General features: G+C 66.9%; 18 protein-coding genes and 1 pseudogene. 11 read left to right on the forward strand and 8 right to left on the reverse strand.

Translation table 11 applies throughout. From position 1 onward, the window contains the following. Positions 1-40 precede the first annotated feature (40 nt). The 5 genes from D1J63_RS09515 to D1J63_RS09535 all read right to left on the reverse strand — a co-directional run bounded on the left by D1J63_RS09515 (position 41) and on the right by D1J63_RS09535 (position 4,283). Positions 41-343 (reverse strand): WXG100 family type VII secretion target, encoded by a 303-nt coding sequence (locus D1J63_RS09515; protein ID WP_102932726.1) that lies wholly within the window; start codon positions 341-343, stop codon positions 41-43. Between the two features lie 102 nt (positions 344-445). After that, a complete protein-coding gene (locus D1J63_RS09520; RefSeq protein WP_102932725.1) occupies positions 446-784 on the reverse strand; it encodes a WXG100 family type VII secretion target in 339 nt (112 codons plus the stop codon). A 56-nt stretch (positions 785-840) separates the two neighbouring features. Next, positions 841-2,127: a S8 family serine peptidase gene (locus D1J63_RS09525; RefSeq protein WP_125628563.1), complete on the reverse strand. Its 1,287-nt coding sequence runs from the start codon at positions 2,125-2,127 to the stop codon at positions 841-843. 24 nt (positions 2,128-2,151) lie between these two features. Continuing rightward, positions 2,152-3,840, reverse strand: coding sequence for a WXG100 family type VII secretion target (locus D1J63_RS09530; RefSeq protein WP_125628564.1), 1,689 nt, complete (start codon positions 3,838-3,840; stop codon positions 2,152-2,154). 2 nt (positions 3,841-3,842) lie between these two features. Next, the gene (locus D1J63_RS09535; protein ID WP_125628565.1) at positions 3,843-4,283 is read right to left on the reverse strand and encodes a hypothetical protein; all 441 of its coding nucleotides are present in this window, start codon (positions 4,281-4,283) and stop codon (positions 3,843-3,845) included. 627 nt (positions 4,284-4,910) lie between these two features. Between D1J63_RS09535 and D1J63_RS09540 the strand changes: the two genes are divergently transcribed. From D1J63_RS09540 to D1J63_RS37095, 4 genes and pseudogenes are all read left to right on the forward strand, one after another. Continuing rightward, positions 4,911-5,360: a hypothetical protein gene (locus D1J63_RS09540; RefSeq protein WP_125628566.1), complete on the forward strand. Its 450-nt coding sequence runs from the start codon at positions 4,911-4,913 to the stop codon at positions 5,358-5,360. 46 nt (positions 5,361-5,406) lie between these two features. Continuing rightward, complete coding sequence (locus tag D1J63_RS09545; RefSeq protein WP_125628567.1) at positions 5,407-7,671, forward strand: hypothetical protein; 2,265 nt, start codon at positions 5,407-5,409, stop codon at positions 7,669-7,671. 5 nt (positions 7,672-7,676) lie between these two features. After that, a complete protein-coding gene (locus tag D1J63_RS09550; protein WP_125628568.1) occupies positions 7,677-8,345 on the forward strand; it encodes a hypothetical protein in 669 nt (222 codons plus the stop codon). A gap of 127 nt (positions 8,346-8,472) precedes the next feature. Then, positions 8,473-8,598, forward strand: a pseudogene (locus D1J63_RS37095) (IS5/IS1182 family transposase); the annotation flags it as partial. Between the two features lie 767 nt (positions 8,599-9,365). Here the strand turns inward: D1J63_RS37095 and D1J63_RS09555 are convergent. Next, positions 9,366-9,560, reverse strand: a complete 195-nt coding sequence (locus D1J63_RS09555; RefSeq protein WP_125628569.1) for a hypothetical protein — start codon at positions 9,558-9,560, stop codon at positions 9,366-9,368. A 451-nt stretch (positions 9,561-10,011) separates the two neighbouring features. Here D1J63_RS09555 and D1J63_RS09560 point away from each other — a divergent pair, with 451 nt between their 5' ends. The 3 genes from D1J63_RS09560 (at position 10,012) to D1J63_RS09570 (ending at position 13,534) form a co-directional block, all read left to right on the forward strand. Next, entirely contained in the window at positions 10,012-10,524 is a 513-nt protein-coding gene (locus tag D1J63_RS09560) for a hypothetical protein (protein ID WP_125628570.1), read from the forward strand. A 79-nt stretch (positions 10,525-10,603) separates the two neighbouring features. After that, complete coding sequence (locus D1J63_RS09565; protein WP_125628571.1) at positions 10,604-12,916, forward strand: hypothetical protein; 2,313 nt, start codon at positions 10,604-10,606, stop codon at positions 12,914-12,916. A 3-nt stretch (positions 12,917-12,919) separates the two neighbouring features. Continuing rightward, complete coding sequence (locus D1J63_RS09570; protein WP_125628572.1) at positions 12,920-13,534, forward strand: hypothetical protein; 615 nt, start codon at positions 12,920-12,922, stop codon at positions 13,532-13,534. Positions 13,535-13,596: 62 nt separating this feature from the next. On the opposite strand, the gene mycP is transcribed toward D1J63_RS09570, so the two are convergent. After that, positions 13,597-14,817 (reverse strand): type VII secretion-associated serine protease mycosin, encoded by a 1,221-nt coding sequence (mycP, locus tag D1J63_RS09575; protein WP_125635344.1) that lies wholly within the window; start codon positions 14,815-14,817, stop codon positions 13,597-13,599. A gap of 86 nt (positions 14,818-14,903) precedes the next feature. Further along, positions 14,904-16,430 (reverse strand): type VII secretion protein EccB, encoded by a 1,527-nt coding sequence (eccB, locus tag D1J63_RS09580; protein ID WP_125628573.1) that lies wholly within the window; start codon positions 16,428-16,430, stop codon positions 14,904-14,906. Positions 16,431-16,648: 218 nt separating this feature from the next. Here eccB and eccE point away from each other — a divergent pair, with 218 nt between their 5' ends. From eccE to D1J63_RS09600, 4 genes are all read left to right on the forward strand, one after another. After that, positions 16,649-17,977, forward strand: a complete 1,329-nt coding sequence (gene eccE, locus D1J63_RS09585) for a type VII secretion protein EccE (protein ID WP_125628574.1) — start codon at positions 16,649-16,651, stop codon at positions 17,975-17,977. Then, entirely contained in the window at positions 17,977-18,753 is a 777-nt protein-coding gene (locus D1J63_RS09590) for a hypothetical protein (RefSeq protein WP_125628575.1), read from the forward strand. The genes eccE and D1J63_RS09590 overlap by 1 nt, the downstream gene beginning before the upstream one ends. 288 nt (positions 18,754-19,041) lie before the next feature. Beyond that, a complete protein-coding gene (locus D1J63_RS09595) occupies positions 19,042-22,326 on the forward strand; it encodes an SCO5717 family growth-regulating ATPase (protein ID WP_125628576.1) in 3,285 nt (1,094 codons plus the stop codon). A gap of 303 nt (positions 22,327-22,629) precedes the next feature. After that, entirely contained in the window at positions 22,630-24,492 is a 1,863-nt protein-coding gene (locus D1J63_RS09600; RefSeq protein WP_125628577.1) for an ABC transporter substrate-binding protein, read from the forward strand. The last annotated feature ends 33 nt before the right edge of the window (positions 24,493-24,525 follow it).

Below are 24,525 nucleotides of genomic sequence, written 5' to 3' on the forward strand. Positions count from 1 at the left end.
CCCTCTGTTGCGACCGCTTCGGCTGCTGCTCCAGCCTCGCCTACTGCAGGTACCTGGACGCGGCCAGGTCACCCTCCATGTACGAACCGCCGGACGAACCGACGACATGTCCGATGCCCATGAGAGCCTGGTGGATGTCGGTGGTCTCGTTCTTCCAGAGACGCAGCTTCTCGTCGTAGGCGGCCTGGGCCTTGCCCGCCCAGTACTGCTTGCTGCCCTCCACCATCTTGGTGAGCTGCTGAATGTCCTCGTCCAGCAGCTTCGCCTCGTTGGCGATGTTCGTCGCCGCGACGTCAAGTCCGTCGTACGTTACCTGCAGGCCCTCGCCGTTACGACCGCCCATTTCTGCCTCCCTGTTCTCCTGCCGGACGTGCGCCGGCTGTGGCTGACCCTTGCGCCGCGAGCCCCGTCGGATCTGCTCTCCGGCGCCTGCTGACCGCTCGACTCAGAGCGCGCTGAGGGGTGACGTCTTGGCACCGTCGCGGACGTCGATCTTGTTCACGGCAGCACGGACTTCGTCTTCCTTGCTGTCCTTGATGTTCCGCGTCGTGGTCATCGCGTCCACCACGTCCGCGAGAATGCGGCCCATGTTCTGCAGCGACGTGTTGATCTCGTACTGCTTCTTGTCGAAGGCGGCACGGCCGATACCCTGCCACTGGCCCTCAAGGCTGTCGATCACACCCTGCAGGTTGTGAACTCGCTTACGGATGCTCTCGAACTTCTCGTACATGTCCTTCTGCAGCTTGACTACCGCTGCATCTTCGAGCTTCTGGTCGACGGCCATGATCCGCCCTGCCCTCCCTGTTTCCTTCTCTCGTTACGACACCGACGGCGCCGGTGTCAGTGCGCGCGCTTCGCCCGCAGTACGGCGAAGGCACCGCCGCCGATGACGACCACGGCTGCGGCGGCGCCGAGCACGATCCACAGCGTGCTGCTCTCACCGGACGAGTCGGCCGCCACGGCTTTCGCATCGTCCGAGCCTGCGGCCGCCTGCTTGTCCTTGGAAGACCCTGCGGCACCTTGTGACGGGCCTGTTGCACCTGCGGACGGCTTCGCGGAGGCGGACGCCGGCGGAATCTCCGTAACCAGCTTCTCCCCCTCCTGCATGTTCTCCCTCCGCAGCGGGTCGGAGTACGGCTCCCCGGCGTCGTAGTTCGGGTCCGCCAGCACCGACCGAGGGCGGATGGTCCCGTAACCGGCGGTCGAGGTCGGCTCGTCCTTGGGCCACTTACGGCCAGCCGTGTCGATCAGCGCCCGGGTGACCTGGTTTGCCGTCCAGTCCGGGTGCGCGGACCAGATGAGGGCGGCTGCGGCAGAGGTGATGGCGGTGCTGAAACTGGTGCCGTTGAGGTTGTGGCAGTACTTCTCGAAGTTCCCGTTGCAATAAGCGGGGAGGTTCTCACCCGGCGCCACCAAGTCGACGTAATTGCCCGACTGGCCAAAGTCTGAGATGCGGCTCTTGTCGTCGATGGACGACACGCCAAGGACGTATGGGTACGCCGCTGGGTACTCAATGTAGCCACTGTCCTGGCCACCGTTCCCGACACTCGCGACCAAAATCTTGCCCTTGGAAGCGGCATACTTCACTGCTGCTGCATCTTCTGCTTCATAGGCTACGGAGCCGATGGACATGCTGATGATGCGTGCGTCGCTGTCCGCGGCTGCCCTGATCGCTTCAGCTGAGGTGGGCGCCCGTTTCTCCTCCTTGGCGCTGAGCTCGTTTCCCAACGGAACTCGATAGGGCACGACCTCCGCGCCAGGCGCCAACCCTTGAAGTCGTCCGCCTGCCCCGGTGCCGACGATCAACTCTGCCATCGTCGTGCCGTGGCCCGCATAGTCGTCGGTGGCACCGTACGCGACTTGCTTAGGCACTTCGTCAGCCAGAACCTGCCCCTTGAGGGAAGGCGTGTCGGGGTTAACTCCGGTATCGATTACTGCGACCTTGATGCCCTCCCCCGTGCTGGTCTTCCACATCTTCTCGGCCTGCATTGGCCCCAGGTACCACTGCTCCGACTGCACGTCGGCCGCAGTGGCACCTGGAGCAAAGCTCACGCCAACGGCAATCAGGGCACTCACGACGGCGCCCCCTACGCGTACTCGCAGCCCTTGGCGTGTTGCTGACTTCATGATGGGGTGAGTCCTCGCTCGCGCTCAGTTGACGACCGGCGGCACATCGCGCCGCGGATTCGTAGGCAGGTGTGTCTCTTCGTCCTCGACCAGGTAGTCGGGTCGCTCCGCACCTTCCTCCCTGCGTTCATCGCGACGGCGCCCACGTCCGCCGGGACCGCGCACGAGCCCCGTACCACCACGGGTCATGCCGTTCCGTTCGGCACGGGCGGCAGACCTCGCCCCCGTAGGCGCACCGGTGATACCGGGCTTCGCCGTGGAACGACCCTTGCCCGACTGCGATCCGGCGTCAGCCCCGACGACCGTGCCACGGGGAAGCTTCGGCCCACTTCGTCCCGTTGTACCCGTGGTGCTCATCGGCCGACCGCCGACCACACCACCAGTCCGGCCGGCTCCGGTGACCGGGCCGCCCACCGGTTTCGGCGCCATCGTGGGGTTAGGACGCGGAGTACCGCCGCTCACCCCGGGCCCCATGAGGGACGGCTTGGCTCCTGACGTGAGCCCCTTCACGACGGGCTGCTGCCCGGCAGGCGTCGGACGCCCCACCTGATTGAAGGGCCCCTGGCTGCCCTGACGCCCCGGGCCCCCACCCTGGGAGGGAGGGGTCACACGCCCCTGGGCCGGAAACGGCGCCCTGGCACGACCGGGTCCGCCATCAGCCCGGCCGGAGCGTCCAGGAGGCACCGGAGGACCGAAACTCGGACCGAACGGGCCAGTCGGTCCACCACCGTCACCCGGGGGTGGCGTGGTCGGCAACGCAGGGCCGGGAACAGGAGCCGTAGGCAGCGTTGGCGTACCAACACTGTCGATGTTCGTCGCAATAGGAACATCGGTGTAGACGGCCGGCCGTGTGATGCTCACAGATGAGTCAACGGTGCCGTCCGTTGTATGCGGCCGAGTTCGGTCCTCCATGACGGTGCCCGAATGACCGCCCGTAAAGCTTCCGCTCTCGCGTTCCTGAATGGGACCCGGCTGGCGAACATCAGGCGTCCCGGTTCGGTAATCCTTTTGAGGCTTCGGCACTCCCACATCCGGCATATCCGTGAACTTGGGCGGCTCCAGTCCCGCGAGCAATTCCTCGGACACGGCGTAGTAGGACGACAACCGGTTCATCTGGTTGATCGCCTCTTGGCGGTTCTTCTCGACGCGAACCGCTTCCGTGTACTCGCTGTTTCCCTCGACCTGCATGGGCATCGGGAGCTGCTCGGGCCGCAGCGCCTTGCTCGTCGGCCTCGTATCACGTTCCGGCATGGCAGTGCGTACGTGCGCCAGGCCCACAGCGGCAGCGGTGATCTGGTCTCCCGCCCCGCCGGCAAAGGCACTCAGGGCATGCGTGCTGGTGACAAGAGCGCGCCCCCACTTACGAAAGGCTTCGCCCGCCTCGCCCACCCAGCGAACGTTGCCGATATGACCGTCCAACTCCTTGGCGGCCTCCTTGATGGCGTCTCGCGCATCCCACAGCGCTTTGCCCGAGCTCTCCAGGTCTTCCGGATTCGTCTGTTCGACGAGGTCGACCATCTCGTTGAGGTCGTGGTTCTCGAAGTTCGTCCGGCCTCGCATGGCCGAACCCAGCGGCGTCGATTCGACAGCAGACTTCAGCATCCCACCGAAGAGCCCGAACGAGGGGCGTTTTTCCAGGCCCCGCGTCAAGTCGGCAGCGGTGTTCTGCCGAGAGATTCGGTCGTAGTCCGCCTCGTGACGCTTGTCGGACATGTCTACAGGCCCCCACTGACTGTCGATTCGGTGCGCTGTTTGCCGCCCCTGGCGTCCTCGATCTGCTTGAGCTGGGTCTGGATCAGCTGGAAGCGGCGGCGCTGCTCCTCTTCGAGATTGTCGAAGCCCACGTGCGCGCCCCTGACGGCGATGCCGATGGCCTCGATCTGAAGGTGCAGTGTCTTGGAGAGGCTGGTGAGCTCTTCGTGGACCCGGTTGTACTGCAGGTAGAGTGCGTGAGCCTCCGGGAAGGCGGCCGTGCTGCCGCTGTTGAGCGAAGAGGGCTTGATTCTTTGCGCGCCGATACGCGTCGGGTCGCCCGCCGACCCTTCAAGATTGCTGAGCGCGCTGTCCACCCGCTTCACGAACGTCGACAGTGCTTCGCCAGTGACCTCCAGGTTGGCTGCCCTGGCGGCGGACACCCCTCCCACCATTGGAAGCATGCTGCTACCTCCCCCGCTGCCCCGTACATCCGTCGGTCGAGCCAGTCTGAACGGCTTACGACCACAACCGATCGTAACCTTAGAGCTTCGTCACTGTAGTCGCCGGGTAGCTCCTACCCAACTGCAGTTTCTGTCAGCCTCGTTGCAGCCGCGCAACGGTTTCGACGTTCAACCACCACAGCGGCCGGTGCTTCGTGAGCACCCCCTGCCAAGCCTGCCCCATTGCCTCACAACTCCACCATGAGTACCCGTACTCATACCTCGCGGCGCGCCCGATGCAGCGCACGGTCACCTGCAGCCTGGGACGAACGAGATCCGTTGAATGCCCACAAGGGCGGACCTCGGGGTTGCCGGTGACCCCAGCGACGCCAGCTCGAGATCATCGCCCATCCGACTCCAGTGCATTCGACGAGAGCTAGTCCGAGTTGCGCAGGAACCATCAGCAATCCACACCTTCGTGATGTTACCGACCGTCGCGAATGCCAAGTGCCGAACGGAGCCTTCGCTGCGTAGCAGAAACGTTCGCGAGGTCCACAGCCCCTGCCACCGCCCTGTTCATCCGTGCCAATCCGGCTACGTGGTAAGAATGTTCGGTTGCCGCAGTCCCGAACGGGGAGGTACGACCGAGTGGCATGGGAAGAGTGGGAGCAACTGAAGTCCGGTGCCGTCGAGCGGCAGTCGGCGCACATGCAACTCAATCAGCTCCCAGCGGAGTCCGGGGGTGGTGGGGGTTCGGACCTCGTCGTCCATGACGACGAACTGGGGAAGCTCGGAAACATGGCGTACGACCTACGCGAGCGGCTCAGAGTTGACGGCGATTTCGCGCGTCCCAGTACGTTCACGGCGTCGAACGATCTCTTCAATGACGGCCTGGACATGGGTTCGGCGCTCCTTGAGGTACACGACGCCTGGAACACCCAACTGCAGACGCTCAACGAAGCGTGCGCCCACATCTCCAACCACCTTGACTTCAGCCGTGCCCGGCACGCCGAGGACGAGGCGCACGTAGTGACCGGTATGCGGAACGCGGCGGGTGACCTGATGACCGTTTCCCGCATCAACAGCTACTTCAAGTGACGGCAGCCGACAAGGCACCGGCAGCGAGTAACGGGGACTGATTCACGTGGCGGACACGCTGACGGCTCAGGAGCTCACGGATCTGCGCCTGAGTACCCTTAAGACGGCGGTGGACGACTGGGCCACCATGGCCGGACGCCTGCAGAAGCTGGCCGACGGCGGCAACGAGGATGTCAACGCCGCAGGCCTGCAGTCCAAGGCTGAGGCGGCGACCTGGAAGGGCGCGAACGCCACCGTGTCACGCCAGTTCGTGACCAAGACAGCTGCGCAGTTCGCGGACGCCGCCGCAGAGGCGAAGAGTGTCCACGGCCTCCTGCGGGATGCCCATGCCGACCTCACCAAGCGCAAAACCGCTCTCAACACCGCGATAGACGACCTGGCGAAGCGGAACATCTACGTGAATCCCAGCGGCAAGGTGAGTGCCTCCGTACCGTCCGGAGCTGCAGCCGGGGACGGCAAGGGCATCCACCAGCCGACCGACGAAGAACTCGACGGCGCGCAGCAGCGGATCACCAGGATCCTCTGGGAGGCTTCGGAGACCGACCGCATCGTCGCACGTGCGTTGCGTGCCCTGGTGAAGAACAAACATGACTTCACCGACACGGGGGCCGCATCGGTAAAGGAAGCCGACCGCGAGCAGGGCGAGGCTGACGCCAAGTACTGGGAGAAGGAGATCGCCAAGGGGAACGTCGACGAGTGGAGCAAGGAGAAGCTGGCCCGCTTCAACGAGATGTTGAAGGACCAGCGGGACAATCCCGGCTTCACCGAGACGTTCGCAACCGGGCTGGGTGCGGAAGACACCCTCCAGTTCTGGCGTGATCTGGCCGCGCCGCCCGGTGGAGCCGTCGAGGGTGACAAAGGCAAGATGCTGGCGGATGTCCAGGACAACCTCAGCATGGCCCTCGCCAATGCTTCCCACGGGGACAGCCCCGCGATGGAGGCCTGGAAGAAGGACGTCATCGCCGCCGGAACCAAGATATTCCCGGTCGATCCGGCCATGCCCATGGGGCCCAACGGCTTCCAGGTCATGAGCAGCCTCATGCACAAGGGCAAGTTCGACACGGACTTCCTGAACGACTACGGCCAGGCCGTGGTGAAGTACGAGCGCGAGTACCCGGGTGATCCCGGCGTGGCCTGGCGCGACACCGCCGACTTGAACTACCCGCCCACCGGCAACGCCAACGACCCGATGTCCGGCTTCATGGATGCTCTCGGTCACAACCCGGTGGCGTCCTTGGAGTTCTTCAACGCCTCGACCGGCCAGGGCGACGACAAGATGAGCAACTTCGACTACCTCGCGGGCCACGAAGGCGGTGCCCGTGACTGGCCGGAGGGCGACGACGGGAAACCGATCGGTTACGACAACCTCGGCCACGCACTGGAGTCCGCGACCCTGGGGTACGCCTACGACGAGCCGAACCCACAGATTCCGCCGATGAAGACAGAGCAGCAGATCGCGGCTCGTGAGGCCCGCTTGGACTTCGTCGCCGACGTCATGGGCAACTACAAGACGTCCGACATCATCGACGCCCAGCCCGGCGTCCGGGACAGTCTCGCCAAAATCGCGGCCGGCAACATCGACAGTCTCAACTACTCCATGGCGGACTGGGGTGGCAGCGGGCAACTCGCAGACCGGGATGGCCTTTTCAATGCCGACGCCCAACATCTCCGTGACCTCGACAGTTCGGACACGACCAACTTCCTGCGTGCGCTGGCGTCCGATGAGGACTCCTACGCCACGGTCTCCTCGGCACAGCAGGTGTACGGGGCGAGCCTCATGGCGGCACAGGGCGAGAATCGCGACGCAACGCTGGACGCGGGACTGCACAGTATGACCATGCACGGAATGCTGGACGAGTCTCGCACCGAGGCCATCGGACAGCAGTACTCCGATGACGAAGAAGCACGTAACAAAGCGCTCGAAAAGCAGGGCGAATGGCGTAAGTTCGCCGCTGGTGCCGCGATCGGGGTTGGCGTGGGCGTGGCTTCCGGAGTCGTCATCCCCGCCGGGGTCGCGGCGGCCGTGGCGGTCCCTCTCGGCTTCGAGACGCTGGGCGCAGCCGGCGAGACGGTCATGGGAACCCACACGATCGACTGGCTCCAGGAGAACGAGTACAAGAACGACCAGGAATCGATCGATTCGATTCAAGATGCAAAGGATCAGGGGCAACGCAATGCTATGACACCGCTCCTGAATTATGCGGAAGACGAGAACATGTCTCCACATGAAGTGCGCAAATTGACTCAAGACGCACAGGCTCGATACCTGATTGGCGAAGATCACACTGACACCGACAACAGTCGAGGTTAATAACGTTGAACGGCAAGAAGATCCTCGCTACCTCGACACTCGTCGGTCTACTGATCGCCGCCACGGCATGTGATGCCGAGACGGAGAACAGCAGTTCACCGAGCGCTTGCAAGCGACTGCTCGGACAATCTGGTATCGAATGGGTCGAGCATAATCAAGGGCAAGAGGCTGACTCCTCCAAATCGGGCGACCTGAAGGACGCCAAGGAGGATTTCTACCGGGACGCAAGAGAATGGAAACCCGACAACGACAAGACCCCCACATTCCTCAGCACAGAGGTGTGCAGGTATTTGGCGCACGACAAGAGCAACGAACAGGGAATTCTGTCGCTTAGCTACGGCGCCTCGATACTTCCCTTCGACTACCCGTTCAACAAAGAAGAAGACATCTACTCGTCTGTTTCCGTCGTATCCGTGAACTCTGATGTGAAGCTGGTAACCCGGGACGACGACGGAGCGCTCGAATACTCCGTCTACGTCAAGTGCCAGGTGTCCGACGCATCGCCAGGTCAGGAGCGAGGCGTACCCATCGAAGGGACCATGCGGGACACACTCACCGGCGACACCGACACCAACACACATCTCACCTACCTGCTGCAGTCGGCACGGACAGTCGTCGACGATTTCAGCTGCAAAAACAAACCCTCTGTTCCCACGCAACTACCGTCGGACTAAAATCGGCTAACACAACAAGGTGGATCGCCCCTGGTAGCCGTGCCTGACAGGCGAGTTGGGCGTTACACTGGACGTAGAAGCGGCGGTCCCGCGGTTGCAGGCCACGGCACTCTCCTCGCAGTGAGCCATCGCCCGCCGAAATACCACGGACGGCACCGGGCTTGACGTCTACCGGCGGGTGGTAGAGCGAACCTTCGCTTGGTTGCACGGCTTCCGGCGACTGCGAGTCCGCTGGGAACGCCGGGCCGACATCGTGATCCGCTGGGCGTCCTGAGCGGGCCAGACTGGAGGGACGTAGCCGTCCGAGAGCTGGAAGGTTATTAGCCCACACTCTCCGAGGATGCGACCGCCGCCCCATCAGGCTCCTCCTCGGTAATCGCCCAGCCCAGCAGAACCGAGTAGAAGTGAGCGAGCGCCCGCGGATCGGGCGCCTCAAGCCCGACGCCCCAGCAGTCATGCCTCGACATCCGAGGAGTACCAGGCTCATGACTGGGTCGCCCGCGCATGCCTCCAACTACCTCCGGATGCGCCGCCGCAGATCCTCTTCAAAGGCTGACCTCTGAGCCCTATCGACCGCCCAAGCATGAGGACCAGGGAACCTTGCACAGATCAGGGGACCTTCGTCGTGCTGTCGTGTCCGCGATCGGGCGGACGTTCCGTGTGACCTTGCCAGCCGACTTTCATGTTGGTGCGCTGCCGCAGGATTTCCACTGTCTGAGGCCGTGTGGGAAGTCCAAGCGGAGACCTTTGACGGTGAGCGTATGCACTGAGCGGTGCTCGCGCGTCTCTGGGCAGTCACAGCCGGCCCACGGTGCTTCGAGGGCCGTGGGCAGCTTCGGCTGGCTGCTCTTGACCACCAGCAGGCGATGCGTCGTCTTCACCTCGACCAGCCACAGGCGCGATGAACGCGAAGATCTCGTTGTCTTGTCCGGCACCCGCAGTTGACTGCGCGACCCGGCCGACGGCCGTGACGGATGCCAGGCAGGCGGCGGCGCAGTATCGGTATGTGAACCGCGGGCCCTATAGAGGACCGCGTCTGCCCCCGTCGGCTGGGATGCGGTACTCGTCCTGGACGGGCGCCGCCGGGCCGACCGATGCGGCGGTCAGGCCCAGTTGTGGGGCGTCCCCACCACCGTGCTCGAGGACCTCCTGCTCGACCTTCCTGGCGCAGTCACCGTCGAAGTCGACCAGGGACCCGTCCTTCAGGGTCTCCATAGGTGAAACTGCCGTCCAGGGCCGGGGTCACGCCCTCAGCCGCGCTCGTCAGTTCGTCGTCCCTCCATCCGCGTCCGTCCTGCATGGCTAGCCCCTGGAAACCGACGATGGCACAGACAACGGCCATGAGAGTCAGGACGGCTCGTCCGACCACGAAAGCCGGGTCCGGGAGGTCGGAGCGGAAGGGCTCAGCGACTCGCGCCAGGAACGTACGCGGTCCGCCTTCATACAGGTCATGAGGACCAGCAAAGCGGCGAGCGCGAACGGGGATGCATCATGGCCAAGAACCAGTCAGAGAGCCATCGGCGAAGACTCTTATGTCCGGGGCTGACCATGCGAGCTACGTCGCCTCGCCCAGCCATTGCTAGGTTATGGCAGAGTCCGGTCACCGCACGGCGCCCTGTGATCCGCACGGCGTCGATGGTCCTGCATACGGGGAAGGTAGCCGTCCATGGCATGGGACGAGTGGGAGCAGCTCAAGACGGACGCGTTGGAGCAGCGGCAGGGTGGCTCCGCGCACATGCAGTTGAACCAGCTGGACGGCGGTGGCCCCGTGCGGGCACCGAGTCAGTACGGGGATCTGAAGGTGCATAACGATGCCCTGACCAAGGTCGGCAAGGACGCCCACGCCCTGTACAACCAACTGTGGGACAAGGCTCGGGTCCACATCGTCAGTAGCGACAGTGCCGCGGGCGATCTGTCGAAGCAGGGCTTCGCGCTGGGCGCCGGGCTCAAGCACGTGTCGACGCGGTGGGACGAGCAATTGAAGTCCCTCATGGACGCGTGCGCCCAGATCTCGAACCACATGCAGGTCACCAAGAAGACCCATGACGGTGACGAGGGCTACATCCTGCGGCAGATGAGCAGCATCGCGACGCTGGACGCCGGTTTCGACGAACGAGTCGGGCCGCCTGGGAGGCACAACGAGATCTACGGCGAGCAGAGCAAGGAGAAGAAGGACTGACGCGCCACGCCCGCCGCCGTTGGGCGCGGGCAACCCCGGTTTCTCCCTCGTCTCCGACTTATGAGGAACGAATAGCTCGATGGAACTCGAAGCCCTGCGCGATGCCAACTTCAAGCTGATCGACGATGCTTTGACGGACTGGTCGACACTCGTCCGCAGTCTCGCAGAGATGAAGAAGGACGCCGAGGACAATCTGCACCAAGGCGCCAACAAAGCCGACTGGGCCGGCGTGAACGCCAAGGTGTCCAAGGAGTTCATCGGGAAGACGGCGGGAGAGTTCGCCGACGCCCACACCCAGGCAACGTCCATCTACAAGATCCTCAACGACACGGTCGGGGAGCTGAAGGACTACCATCGGCAGCTCCTTGATGCCCTGGAGGGCGGCCGCAAGAAGGACCTCACGGTCATCGGCTACGAGGGCGGCTTCACTGTCACCACGAACGCCCCGCCCGAAGCCCGCAGCAAGATGGATCAGGACAACAAGGGCGACATCACCGCGCTCCGGGACCAGATCCAGGGCATCCTCAACAAGGCCACCGAGAGCGACAACTCGGCCAAGACCGTCCTCCAGGCCATCGCCGACCAGAGCTCGCTGGGCTTCTCCGACGCCAGCTACAAGGACCGGGACTCCGCAGCCGAGGCCTTGAAGCAAGCGGAAGAGCTGGCGGCACTGGCGAAGAAGAGTCCCGACGACCTCAGTGTCAAGGACTTCGACAGGCTCACCGCGGGACTCAAGAAGTACGCCGGCGACGAACTGTTCGCCGAGCGGTTCGCCACGACGCTGGGTCCCAAAGGGACGTTGGAGTTCTGGACCGGAGTCACCGACCCTCAGCGGGGGAACTGGGACTTGGGGCGTGAGCGCCTCGACAAGTTCGACGACCTGCAGCGCAGTCTGGGCATGACACTGGCCACGGCGTCTCAGAGCGACTCGACGGCGATGGGCACCTGGAAGCACACGATGATCGATATCGGTGACAAACCCTTGTACGGCGACCGGGGTGGACCGATGGGCTTCCAGGTCATGAGCAACCTGATGCGGACCGGTGACTACGACGACGGGTTCCTCCGGGATTACGGCACCAAGCTCATGGAGACCGAGCGGAAGCTCACGGGGAACGGTGAACATCGCAATGGTGCGTGGCAGCGCTTGGGGATGGACCCCTACCTGAACAGGATCGGCGAGGACAGTGGTACGGACCCGTTGACGGGATACCTGAAGGGGTTGTCCAACAGCCCGGACGCGGCAACGGATTTCTTCAACCAGCAGTACGTGTCCAAGGACGAACCCGGCAACCCGTTCGAGCGCGACACCGACGATGACGGCAAGAAGGGCAAGGTTTCCTTGTCCAACTTCCAATACCTGTTCGAAGAGCGGGACTGGCCTCAAGAGGCCAACCTCAAGGGCGACGAACTTCACACCGGACAAAACAATCTGGCGCTTGCCCTGGAAGCAGCGACCACAGGACACCCGGCGGGCGAGATGCCGACTGCGGACACGTCGGCGCACAACGACGGCCAGGCCAAGCTCATGCAGAGTGTCGTCTCTTCCATCGCTGACGACCCGTCCCGACTTACAAAGAATAGCTATATGTCCGACAGCATGGGTCAGATCGCTGCCGAATATATGCCGGATATTCATCGCGCCCTGCACCCAGGAACGGAGGGCGAGGAGAAACTATTTCCTGTCGCGGGAGCGGCAGCCCAACTTAGCGAGACGGATACCACCCGTTTTCTGTACTCTGTGGGCCGTAATCCGGAGGGGTACGCGGCCGTCAACCTGGGTCAACACAGTTACACGACAAGCCTCATGCAGTACCACTTCCAACACCCGGACGCGTATCTCAACGATCCGAACTTCTCGCAAGATGAGAATCTTAAAAAGACCATCGAAGATGTTGCACGCACTGCTGGTGAGATCGAGGGAATGATCGGGGCGGGTCGAGCCTACGAAGGTGAACTCGAAGGGGGCAAGAAGGACGAGGACTATAACGCAGTCATCGATAAGATCGGCACCTGGGGTGGAACCGCTGTCGGAATCGGCGTCGGGCTCGGCACTGCTCCGTTCACTGGACCTGGCGGTGTGGTTGCAGGCGGCGTAGCTGGAACGGCGGCGGATGAGATCATCGGTGCCATCATCGGCGGCACTGTCAAGGATAGTTCAGAAGAAGTCATTTATCGTAACGGGCAGGATCTCGAAGGCACCAAGGACTCAACCTACATGCTGGTTGAGTCAGCAGCCAAGAAGGCCGGCGAGAACACCGACAATCCCTCTCCCATGATCGTATCTGCTGCGGCTACAGCAGCAGAACAAGGCTTCAACAATGCAGGGAAGAATGTCCACGACGCTCTTGACGGCGAAGGCATTCCTCGGCAGCTGGAAAAGGAAAACTGACCTGTGAATGCCAAACGCAACGGGTATGTGGCCGCTATCGCCGCCGTCGCGCTCGCAGGCGTGTGCGTGGCCGCTGCCCTCCTCAAAATCCCGCCGTTCAGCGATGATGCGGGTAAAATTGAGGCAAGTGAGGTGTGCGAGTCGCTGGGACCGGCATCTCAGTCTGTCGACGCACTGAGGTCCGTCCTCCCGGAAGAACCGTCGTACTCTTTCACCGACGACGTGAACGTTCGCGTGGACATCCACGACGACAGCTACCGCTCGGATTGCTTCGTCTCGGCCGGTGGCCGCCAGCTCCTGGGAGCACGTACGCAGATGATGCGCGACGAGCCGACCCAAAGCTGGATCGATGGCGAAGTGGCCGGAAAGACGGACCAGCTGAAGCCGTTCTCCTCGGACGTCCATGGTGTCGCCTCGTCATCCGTGGCTGCCGTCTTCCTGCCCTGTACTTCGGCCGGAAACATCCCTGGCGGTCAGTACAACCTGAGTGTCGTCATCCACCTCGAAGAGGCAGGCAACGCAGGAACTCTCGAAACGCGAGCGGGTCTTGTCGAGCTGGCGAAGAGTGCGGCCTCTTTTGCGCACGACAAGGCAAAGTGCGACATCCCGCTGAGCTGACTGAGAGGAGAGACAGCACGTACCGGCCCGCGTTCGCGGATCTGGTCGCGTGATCGCCGTGGTCAAATTGACGGCGACTTGCTTCCCCGCCGCCGTGAGTCCCGTACCGCCACCGCCGTGCCGCCCAGGGCGACTGTCAGGACCAAGGCGCCGACGGCCACGTAGGTTCCGAGGCGGGTGTTGCGTTCCGCTGCGGTTTCGCCGGCGTGGAGAGGTGGGACGTCGGGGGCCTTGGCGAGGCTGCCTGGTTGTTCGGCGGTGGGGGACTCCACCGGGCGGGCCGGGTCCACGTCCGTCAGGGCCTTAACCGGGTCGATCACGCCCCAGCCGACGAGGCGGTCGTGGCCGGGGATGGAGCGTTCAGCCGTCTGCTCGATCTGGGCGACGATCTGCTCGGCAGTCCACTTGGGGTAGGCCGACTTCAGCAGTGCCGCCACCGCCGCCACGTATGGCGCGGAGAAGCTGGTGCCGTTGTCGGAGCAGTGGCCGCCGCCGGGGACGGTGGAGATCATGTCGACGCCGGGGGCCGCCACGCCGATGAACTCACCGGCTTGCGAGAAGGACGCGCGTTCGTTGTTGCGGTCGGAGGAGGCGACGGCGAGGACACCGTCGTACGAGGCCGGGTAGGTCGTCTTGCCCTTGCCGCCCAGGCCGTCGTTGCCCGCCGAGGCGACGACCACGACCTCCTTGCCCAGGGCGTAGTCGACGGCGGACTCCAGGGTCGAGTCGGGTTTCACCGCCTTGGCCGTGTCCTGGGAGATGTTGATGACGTCAGCGCCCGCGTCCACGGCGTAACGGATCGACGTGGCAAGCGTGGCGGCCGTACCGTTGCCCTCCGCGTCGTTCTGCTTGATGGGGATGATCGTGGATTCCGGCGCCAGACCGACGAATCCGGTGCCTTCGGCGGGGCGGGCCGCGATGATGCCGGCCACGCGTGTGCCGTGGCCGACGGTGTCGGTGGTGCCGTGGTCGTTGCCCCGGTCGATCTTCTCGCCCTTGTCATTCTTCTTGGGCAGGTAGTTCTTGCCCTTGGAGGCGTTGACGGCGTCGGTGAGTTGGGGGTTCTTCACGTCCACGCCCGTGTCGATCACGGCGACCTGGACGCCCTTGCCCTTCGACTGTGCCCACAGCTCGTCCAGGTTGACGCGCTGGAGGGACCAGGGTTTGCCCTCGTAGTCCTTGGAGGGGAAGGTGCACTGTCCGCTGTCGGCCGCTCGGGCCGCGGGGGCGGCCGGGAGGAGCGTGAGTACGGTCGGTGCGGCCAGCACCGTGGCGGCGAGCATGGCTGTCGTCATGCTCCGGGTGCAGGCGCTGGCGCGGGTGGCCTTCTGCTTCTGCATGGTTTCCGTCTTCCGGGGAGCCACGGTCGTCACGAGCCCTGCGGCTGGCGTGCAGCCGCCTCGGACAAGCGGGGGCCGGTGGGCAGGAATGTGGACCACTGCACCGGAACGGGTGAGGGTTCGACGTTCTCGTATCCGAGCCGTGTCTGGGCGATCCGGGACTCGCTCAGTTGCTGCTCGCGCTTCTTGTCGGACGTGCCGATGCCCTTGTCGTCGCCGGCACTGTCGCTGTTGGACTGCAGGGCGTAACGCAACCCGGTGTCGGTGACCAGGAAGACACCGCCCGCCTTCGTCTCGCTGCCCTGGAACTGCCGGTAGAGCTGGCCAGAGCCCGGGGTCACGTACGCGCTGGAGGAGCCGGTGGGCAGTTGGGCCGGGAAGTCGGTGCTCGCCCAGGCGGACAGGGTCGTCGTGCCGTTCTTGGCGTTCACCGCGCGCAGGACGTTGCAGACGGTGTTGCGGCCGGAGGTCGCGGAAGTGCCGTCGTTCACCGTCTTCGGACGGTCCGTAGGCCAGTTCCGTTGCCCTTCGAACTCGACGCTGTCGACGACCGCCCCGGGGCTGACTTGCTGGGCTTCGCCGGCTTGGCCGACGTCGACGAGGGCGCCGCTGTTGAGGAGGAGGGTGGCGGTGAACTCGGAGATACGGGCGACGGCTCCGCTCTGCACGACGTAGTACTGCATGCGCCGGCCGTCGTACGCCTTGATGACCATGCCGATCCGGTCGTATTCCCCGAGCATGTCGGAGGCCCCCGCCGCCGCACCGGGCGTGCCTTTGATCTGTGGGATCTCGATCGGGTCGCCCTTGCGGAGGGTGTCCAGCCACTCCTGGGAGACCCGCTGCGGGACCCGGCCCTGGGTGTCGAGGGCCTTGAGGAGTTCCTTGTCGGCCGGGTCGGCCAGCGGGTAAGCGAAGCCGCGGGAGTCGACCACGTACTGGGAGGTGCCGTCCGGTCCGACGACGTACATCAGGTCGCCGCCGGCGAGTTTGTTCTCGCCCTCCGTCTTGGGCCAGTCCTTCTCTGCGAACACGAACGCCGCCTTCTGGATCGCCCGGCCGCCGGGACCGGGGCGTTCGCAGACTGCCCAGCGCTTGGCCTGCTCGGCGTCGTCGGGGACGGGCAGGCGGTCGGGGGCGTAGGGGATGCCGATGGTGGCGCCGTGCGGAGGCTTGCCGCTGTCGAGGACTCCCTCGTCGACCGTGATGACGCTGTCCTTGTCGGGGTCGAGGAGGAGCTTGGCGGAGGCCATGTTGAGGACGGGGTGCAGTTGCTTCTTCCCGTCGGTCTTCAGGACGACGTAGCGCGTGGTGGAGTCACTGGCCACGATCACGTGCCCGCCGACCTGGTCCCAGCCCTTCGGAGCGGTCGGGCTGAACAGGCCGATCGCGCCGAACACCGCCAGGACGACGACGCCGACGACCGCACCGGGCACGATCGCCCGCAGCGGCTTGGGGGCGCCTTCCTCCGAACCCGAGGGTGACGGCTGCAGGAAAGACGCGAGGGTGCGGCGCTTCGCGAAGGTGTAGGCGTTCAGTTCATCGCGCCGTGATGCCATGTGTCTTCGTTCTCTCCCCGTACGAGGGCGTGGCGGAACGGCGGGACAGTGGTCGCCACTGCTCCCTCTCCCGCTCCGGTCGCCTCCGGAACCTCGGCTGTCAGACCCGACCCCTACTATGCCTGTTGCCGGACGGTGCTTGGGGCACGGGTAGGCTTCCGGAGCCTGTCGTGTGCTGAGCACAATATCTTTGGTGAGAGTTCGGGGGATTTGGAGTGATGGCTTCCGCGTCGCGATCCCGGTCACGCACGCAATCGGCATCCCGTCGTTCCGACGCGCCGACGGATGCCGGACGCGCGGCGTGGGCTGCCCGGGCCTCGGTCGCACCGCATCTGCAGGCGCGTCCGGCACGTGGTGGTTCCTCCACCCTGCAGCGGCTGGTCCTGCTGGAGTTGGCCGCCGCCTTGGCGGTGTGCGGCTGGCTCATTGGGCCGGTGGCGATGGTGCCGTCGGTGGCCGTCGCCGTGGTGCTGATGCTTCTGGCGGTGGTACGGCGGCGCCGGCGCTCGCTGCCAGAGTGGCTGGCCAGTCACCTCGCGCTGCGTGCACGCCGACGCGCGGCACTGCAGGTCGCGGTGGCGCAGGGCATCGACGCCGGTCTGGCCCCGGCGGTGGAGTGCGAGCCGAATCTGCGCACGTACAGCTTCGTCCACCGCGACGAGCGCGACCGTCGGCCGGTGGGCATGGTGGGCGACGGGAGCTTCATCACCGCCGTGTTGCAGGTCGAGGCCGACGCCGGGGCGCTGCGTGCCGAGCGCGGGCGCAGGCCCCTTCCCCTCGCCTTGGTACGGGACGCGCTCGATGTGGACGGGATCCGTCTGGAGTCGGCGCAGATCGTGGTGCACACGCAGACCGCGCCCGCGCCCCATCTGCCGCGGCAGTCGGTCGTGGTGACCAACTACGCGCAGTTGCAGTCCGAGATCGCCTCCCCGGCCGTCCGTATCATGTGGATCGCGCTGAAGCTCGATCCCGAACTGTGTCCGGACGCGGTGGCCGCGCGCGGCGGCGGGCTGACGGGGGCGCAGAAGTGCCTGGTGCGGTCGGCCGAGCACCTGTCCAGCCGGCTGACGGGTGCCGGCTTCCGGGTGAACGTGCTGACGGAGGAGGAGGTGTCGTCCGCCCTCGCCACCTCGATGTGCGCCAACCCGATGGTGACCGTCCAGTCGGGACAGGGTGACACGCCCCGTCGGCGGACCGAGGAGTCGAGTCGCAGCTGGCGCTGCGACAACCGGCGGCACACCACGTACTGGGTACGCCGCTGGCCGCAGTTGGGCGGTCAGGGGGTGGGGCTGCCCCAGTTGGTGGCCCAGCTGACGGCCGTGCCCGCGCTGGCGACGACGTTCAGTCTCGCCATGGTGCCGAGCGGCCGCCAGGACGTGGCGATCACCGGACACGTGCGGGTGACCGGCCGCAGCAGCACGGAGCTGGCCGACGCCCGTCGGGGCCTGGAGAGCGCCGCGCGCCAGGCCCAGACCGGACTCGTGCGCCTGGATCGCGAACAACTGCCCGGCGTGCTCGCCACCCTGCCCCTCGGAGGTGCCCGCTGATGGCCGCCACGCCGCCCACCACTCCCGTGCACGCGCCGGCCGCTCCCGGAGAGCCGGCGACGGCGCTTCGGGAACGTTTGCGCACCGGGTTCGGGCTGCTCGGGCCGCGTCATCCGCGGCACACGCTCTCCATGGCGCAGGTTGACACGCTCGGTCTGCCCGTAGGGGACGACGGTGTCGTGGTGGGGGTCAACAGCGAGGGGCAGCCCGCCGTGCTGGGGGTGAACCGTCCGACGCCCTTCGACATCCTGCTGATCGGCGGGCTCTGGACCACCCAGGTGCTCGCACTGCGGGTGGCGGCGACCGGCGCCCGAGTGGCCGTGGAGACCGGCCGTCCCGCTCACTGGGCGCAGGTGGTGCAGGCGGTCGGCGGCGGCCAGTCGGGCATGACGGTGCACGAGGTGGGCCGGGTCCCTCCGCAGGGTGCCTCGGCGACGGCACCAGTCCTGGTCATCCGGGACTGCGGCATGCGTCCGCCCCGTGGCCGGGTGGTTTCGGCACCCTGGCAGTCCGTGCTGACGCTGCTTCCCTATCTGAGTCCCCTCGCCCCGCGGCTGATGCGTCAAGCCCGCCTGGTGGGTGTGCAACGAGTCTCGCCGGACGAGGCGGTGGAGATCGGACGCGTGACCGACCTGCCCCGCTCCGAGTACGAGGCACTGCCGACCCTCGCCGACGGGGTCACCCTGTGGTGTACCGAACGCGACCGACAGTACGTGATGACCCAGCCGACCGACGTGGAGGCCGGGCTCCTGGGCATGCCCCGGCGCATGGACTGACCACACACGGTCGACATGAGCATCAAGATGTGTCCGCTATGGCCGGAAATCGCATGGCATTAGTGCGAGTTGTGACGTCGGGCACCGGGACGGACGGGGCCCGGGGAGCTGACGGGGTCGGGCCACTCTTGATTAGGCTGGTGTCGGGCGCGACATCAGGACCCGTGGAGCGGGCGTCGGCGTCTCAGGGGGAGAACCGGTGGATCGGACGACCTCGGACAACTTCGGATGACTAGCAAGGGTCGCCCCAGCACGGCTTGAGGGTGCTCGACCACACCAGGAGGAACTGTGAGCAGCGATCGGGACGGGATCCGCGGGGGCTGGGCTACACCCGGCGATGACCAACCCGACGCGGAGTCCTCCGTCGAGACGACCGGCGAGTTCACCATCGACTACGCGCCGCCCGCCTGGTACACGCAGAACGCGTCCGGCGACGGCGGGCAGGGGGAGAGTGAGGGTGAGGGGTCCGGGTCGTCTTCCGGGTCCGGTTCCGGTTCGTCCGCCGCGTCCGCTGCCGCCTCCGGTTCGGCCGCTCCTTCCTCCCCTTCCGGTCCGGCCGTTCCGCCTGCTCCTCGTGGGCCCGTTCCGCCGCTGCCGGGGTTGACTCCGCCGCCGCACGCGACGCCCAACGGGGCTTCCGCCGCTCCGGCTTCCGCTCCGGGGGCGCCGTTCACGTCGCCACCGCCGGCTCCTGCTCCGGGTGTCCCCTTCACGCCCCCGCCCCCGGCGCCCGCGCCGGAGGCCTCGTTCACGCCGCCACCGCCGCCGACGGGGCCTGGTGCGCCGTTCACGCCGCCCGCGCCGACGGCCGGGGTGCCCAGGCTGCCGGTGGGGAGCGGATTCGAGCCGCAGCCTGAGCTGTCGGCTCCGCAGTCACCGGCGCCGACGGAGCCCGAGGCCGAGCCGGAGCCGCAGGCTCGGACGCCCGAGCCCGAGCCGGAGGCCGCCCCGGCGCCTGCCGCGGATCCCGCGTTCCCCACCGAGCCGCCGGCGTTTCCGGCCGGCGGGTTCCAGCTCCAGGCTCCCGCTCCGCCCCCGCCGTCGGCCGAGGAGCCCGAGGCGGTCGCCGAGTTGGAGCCCGACACCGGTGGTCTCGGCAACGGCGACCTCGAGAGCGGTGCCACCATGCGCTTCTCCTCGGCCGCGCTCAAGCGTGAGATCGCCGAACGGGCCGCCGCCGAGGACGGCATCGAGGACGGCACCGAGGGGGAGCCGGCCGACGGTTCCGACGCGGTCGACGACGCCCCGGACCAGGTGTCCGTGCTTGCCGAGGACGCCTCTCGGTCCGATGACGCCGATGTTGTCGAGTCCCCCGCACTGGACGACACGGACACCGACGGCGTTCCCGGGAAGGCCTCCGACGAGGTCACCGGTGCCGAGGACGGCGACGTGAGCGACCCGCGCATCGACGGGCCGGCCCGGGACGCCGAACCGGAGCCGGTCGCCCTGACCGCCGTACCCGACCCCGATCCCGTGGCCGATGACGCGCCCGGGGAGGAGCCCGAGGACAGCCTTCCGTCGGTGGACGAGCCCGAGGACGCGGTGCCTTCCGACGCCGCGCCGTCGGCCGACGCCGTTCCGCAGGACGCCGTTCCGCAGGACTCCGTTCCGCAGGACGCACCGTCGCAGGCGCCCGGCGGAATGCCGCCGCTGCCTCCGTCGTACCCGCCGGCCGCGCCCGCGCCGGCCCAGCAGTGGCCCGCACAGCCGCAGCCCGCCCCCGCCGCTCCCGAGCAGCCGGCGGTTCCGGCCCAGCAGCCTCCCTTCCAGCCGCAGGCTCCGCAGCCGGCGCCCGCCGCATGGCACCAGCCGGCCGCCGCGCCGGACCAGTCGGCCGCACCGCCCGCTCCGCCGGCCCCGCAGACCGGGTACGGCTTCCCGCAGCCCGGTGCGCAGGCTCCCCAGCCGCAGCCGCCGGTTCAGCCGCACTCCCCCGCCCAGGCCGGCGGGTACGGCTTCCCGCAGCCACCGCACGGGCAGGCGCCGCAGCAGCCGTACCCCGGCGTTCCGCAGCAGCCGCAGCAGCAGCCGCAACAAGTACCGCCGCTCCAGCCGGGCCAGGCTCCCCACGCGGCCCAGCCGGCCGCTCCCCAGGCCCCCCAGGCCCCGCAGGCTCCCCAGCCGATGCAGCAGCCCGGGCAGCACCCCGCACCCCCGGCGCCGCAGCCGGAGTACCAACCCCAGCCGCAGCAGCAGGCACCGCAGCCTCAGCCGCAGCCCCAGGCCCAGCCGCCCGCCGATCCCCGGCTCGGTGCCGCCTGGCCGCAGCCCATGCAGCACGACCAGCGACAGCCCACCAACCCGGGGGCCGCGCCGCTCGGTTACACGGCGGCCGTGGAGCTGTCGTCCGACCGGCTGCTCAACAACAAGCGGCAGAAGGCGAAGAGCAGCCGTCCGGCGGCCGCCGGGTCGCGGTTCAAGCTGGGCGGGAAGAAGGAGGAGGCGGAACGGCAGCGGAAGCTGGACCTGATCCGCACCCCGGTGCTGTCCTGCTACCGCATCGCCGTGATCAGCCTCAAGGGCGGTGTCGGCAAGACGACCACCACCACCGCGCTCGGCTCCACGCTCGCCACCGAGCGGCAGGACAAGATCCTCGCGATCGACGCCAACCCGGACGCCGGTACGCTCGGCCGCCGGGTGCGCCGGGAGACCGGGGCCACCATCCGTGACCTCGTCCAGGCGATCCCGTACCTCAACTCGTACATGGACATCAGGCGGTTCACCTCGCAGGCCTCGTCCGGTCTGGAGATCATCGCCAACGACGTGGACCCGGCCGTGTCCACGACGTTCAACGACGAGGACTACCGGCGCGCGATCGACGTGCTCGGACAGCAGTACCCGATCATCCTCACCGACTCGGGCACCGGTCTGCTCTACAGCGCCATGCGCGGCGTGCTCGACCTCGCCGACCAGCTCATCATCATCTCGACGCCGTCCGTGGACGGTGCGAGCAGCGCCAGTACGACGCTGGACTGGCTCTCCGCGCACGGATACGCCGACCTCGTCTCGCGGTCGATCACGGTCATCTCCGGGGTCCGCGAGACCGGCAAGATGATCAAGGTGGACGACATCGTCGGGCACTTCCAGACCCGGTGCCGCGGTGTCGTCGTGGTGCCGTTCGACGAGCACCTCGCCGCCGGTGCCGAGGTCGACCTCGACATGATGCGGCCGAAGGTGCGGGAGGCGTACTTCAACCTCGCGGCGATGGTGGCCGAGGACTTCGTCCGCCACCAGCAGTCGCACGGTCTGTGGACCTCCGACGGCAACCCGCCGCCGGTCGCCGCCCCGCCCATGCCGGGCCAGGCGGCACCCGGCCAGCCCGTGCCCGGCCAGCCGGTGCCGGGGCAGCCCTACCCGCCCCAGCCGCAGCAGCCGGGGCAGCCGCAGCCGGGTCAGCCCTACCCGCCGCAGCCCGGAGCCGGGCAGCAGCCGTACCCCCAGCCCGGTTACGGGCAGCAGCCCTACGCCCAGCCCGGCTACGGATACCCGCAGCAAGGACTGCCGGGGCAGCAGGCACAGCCGGGTCACCCGGGGCAGCCCGGGCAGACGCCCCCTCCCCCGCCCCAGCAGTAGCTCCACACCACCTCCGAAGGCCCGCGCCGTCCCCGACGGCGCGGGCCTTCGAGCGTTGCGAACGGCAACGTCCGCCCCAGCCGCCACGCTCTCACCAGGAAGGCGCCAGTGGTCTGCGCCAATGAGGGTCACACGTTGGTCAAGTAGCCGTTTCCGCAGGCCACATGGGGTTTGACACACCGTTGACGCGCGCAGACTGCCGCTGGTAGACACACACTTCATTCGGCGTTCACCACCGTTCAAGCCCGCCCCACGCGAGGACGCCCGGCGTCTGCGCGTGCGATGACGCGAGGTCAGGTAGCCATGAACAGACAGGATCAGCACGGCAGCCGACGGACCGGCCACCGGTCGTGGAGAACCCGCCTCCTCGCGGCAGCGGGCGCCGGCGCGCTGCTTCTCGCGTCGGGGACGCTCGCCCCCTCGGCCGCGGCGAAGGACGACGGGGGTGACGGAGGCGACAAGGTGCTCACCGTCGCCGTGGCGCAGAGCGTGGACTCGCTCAGCCCCTTCCTGGCGGTGCGGCTGCTCAGCACGAGCATTCACCGGCTGACGTACGAGTACCTGACCAACTACGACCCCAAGGACAATCACGTCATACCGGGGCTCGCCACCGAGTGGAAGTCCTCGCCGGACAAGCTGACCTGGACGTACACGATCCGCTCCGACTCCAAGTGGTCGGACGGGCAGCAGGCCACCGCCGAGGACGCGGCGTGGACGTTCAACAAGATGATGACCGACCCGGGTGCCGCCACCGCCAACGGCAGCTTCGTCGGCAACTTCGCGAAGGTCACCGCGCCCAGCCCGACCCGGCTGGTGATCCGGCTGAAGAAGCCGCAGGCCACGATGACGGCGCTGGACGTGCCGATCGTGCCCAAGCACGTGTGGGAGAAGGTCGACGACTTCTCGAAGTTCAACAACGACAAGCGGTTCCCGATCGTCGGCAACGGGCCGTTCGTGCTCACCGACTACAAGCCGGACAGCTATGTGCGGCTGAAGGCCAACAAGGACTTCTGGCGCGGCGCCCCGAAGTTCGACGAGCTGGTCTTCCGCTACTACAAGGACCAGGACGCCGCCGTCGCCGCGCTGCGCAAGGGCGAGGTGTCGTTCGTCGCCGGGTCGCCGTCGCTGACCCCGGCCCAGGCCGACTCGCTCAAGGACGAGGAGAACATCCACGTCAACGACGCCCCCGGCCGCCGCTTCTACGCCCTCGCCACCAACCCGGGCGCGCGGGCGAAGGACGGGACCAAGTTCGGTGACGGCGATCCGTCGCTGCTGGACCAGCGGGTGCGCAACGCGCTGTTCATGGCGGTGGACCGCAAGGCGATCGTCGACAAGGTCTTCCAGGGGCACGCGGTCGAGGGGGCGGGTTACATTCCGCCGCGCTTCTCCTCGTACTTCTTCGAGCCGTCGGCGGACCAGAAGCTCGCCTACGACCCGGAGGCGGCCGCCAGGCTGCTCGACGAGGCGGGCTACCGGACGAACGCCGACGGCAAGCGCCTCGGCAAGGACGGCAAGCCGCTGAACTACCGCGTCCTGTGCCACGCCACCGACCCGAACGACAAGGCGGTCGGCAAGTACCTCCAGGAGTGGTGGGGCGAGCTGGGCATCTCCCTCACCCTCGACTGCCTGGACAACGTGACCGACCCGTGGCTGGCCGGCGAGTACGACCTCGCCTTCGACGGCTGGTCCGTGAACCCGGACCCGGACTTCGTGCTCTCCATCCACACCTGCGACGCGCTCCCGGCGACGCCGAAGGACACCGGGGCCACGGACAACTTCATCTGCGACAAGACCTACGACGAGCTGTACGCGAAGCAGTTGGCCGAGTACGACGCCGGCAAGCGCGCGGAGATCGTCAAGAGGATGCAGTCCCGGCTGTACGACACCGGGTACATGAACGTCATGGCGTACCCGAACGCCGTCGAGGCCTACCGCACCGACCAGATCAAGTCGATCACGACGATGCCCTCCGACGCGGGCAACATCTACGGGCAGGACGGTTACTGGAGCTGGTGGTCGGCGGTGCCCGCGGACTCCGGGGGCTCCGGCGGGAGTTCGTCGTCGACCGGGACCGTGATCGGGATCGCGGCCGGCGCCGTCGTCCTCGTCGGCCTCGGCGTGCTCTTCGCCGTCCGCCGCCGTGCGTCGGCCGACGACCGTGAGTAGCGTCACCGGCCGGGTCGTCGACAAGCGCGAGGA

The sequence above is a fragment of the Streptomyces sp. KPB2 genome (genome assembly GCF_003950055.1).
Taxonomy (GTDB): Bacteria; Actinomycetota; Actinomycetes; order Streptomycetales; family Streptomycetaceae; genus Streptomyces; species Streptomyces salinarius.

What these genes read in the sequence shown, in the direction of transcription:
- D1J63_RS09515 (WP_102932726.1), bottom strand. Translation starts at nt 343, where the DNA reads ATGGGCGGTCGTAACGGCGAGGGCCTGCAGGTAACGTACGACGGACTT.
- D1J63_RS09520 (WP_102932725.1), bottom strand. Translation starts at nt 784, where the DNA reads ATGGCCGTCGACCAGAAGCTCGAAGATGCAGCGGTAGTCAAGCTGCAG.
- D1J63_RS09525 (WP_125628563.1), bottom strand. Translation starts at nt 2,127, where the DNA reads ATGAAGTCAGCAACACGCCAAGGGCTGCGAGTACGCGTAGGGGGCGCC.
- D1J63_RS09530 (WP_125628564.1), bottom strand. Translation starts at nt 3,840, where the DNA reads ATGTCCGACAAGCGTCACGAGGCGGACTACGACCGAATCTCTCGGCAG.
- D1J63_RS09535 (WP_125628565.1), bottom strand. Translation starts at nt 4,283, where the DNA reads ATGCTTCCAATGGTGGGAGGGGTGTCCGCCGCCAGGGCAGCCAACCTG.
- D1J63_RS09555 (WP_125628569.1), bottom strand. Translation starts at nt 9,560, where the DNA reads ATGGAGACCCTGAAGGACGGGTCCCTGGTCGACTTCGACGGTGACTGC.
- D1J63_RS09560 (WP_125628570.1), top strand. Translation starts at nt 10,012, where the DNA reads ATGGCATGGGACGAGTGGGAGCAGCTCAAGACGGACGCGTTGGAGCAG.
- D1J63_RS09565 (WP_125628571.1), top strand. Translation starts at nt 10,604, where the DNA reads ATGGAACTCGAAGCCCTGCGCGATGCCAACTTCAAGCTGATCGACGAT.
- mycP (WP_125635344.1), bottom strand. Translation starts at nt 14,817, where the DNA reads ATGCTCGCCGCCACGGTGCTGGCCGCACCGACCGTACTCACGCTCCTC.
- eccB (WP_125628573.1), bottom strand. Translation starts at nt 16,430, where the DNA reads ATGGCATCACGGCGCGATGAACTGAACGCCTACACCTTCGCGAAGCGC.
- eccE (WP_125628574.1), top strand. Translation starts at nt 16,649, where the DNA reads ATGGCTTCCGCGTCGCGATCCCGGTCACGCACGCAATCGGCATCCCGT.
- D1J63_RS09590 (WP_125628575.1), top strand. Translation starts at nt 17,977, where the DNA reads ATGGCCGCCACGCCGCCCACCACTCCCGTGCACGCGCCGGCCGCTCCC.
- D1J63_RS09600 (WP_125628577.1), top strand. Translation starts at nt 22,630, where the DNA reads ATGAACAGACAGGATCAGCACGGCAGCCGACGGACCGGCCACCGGTCG.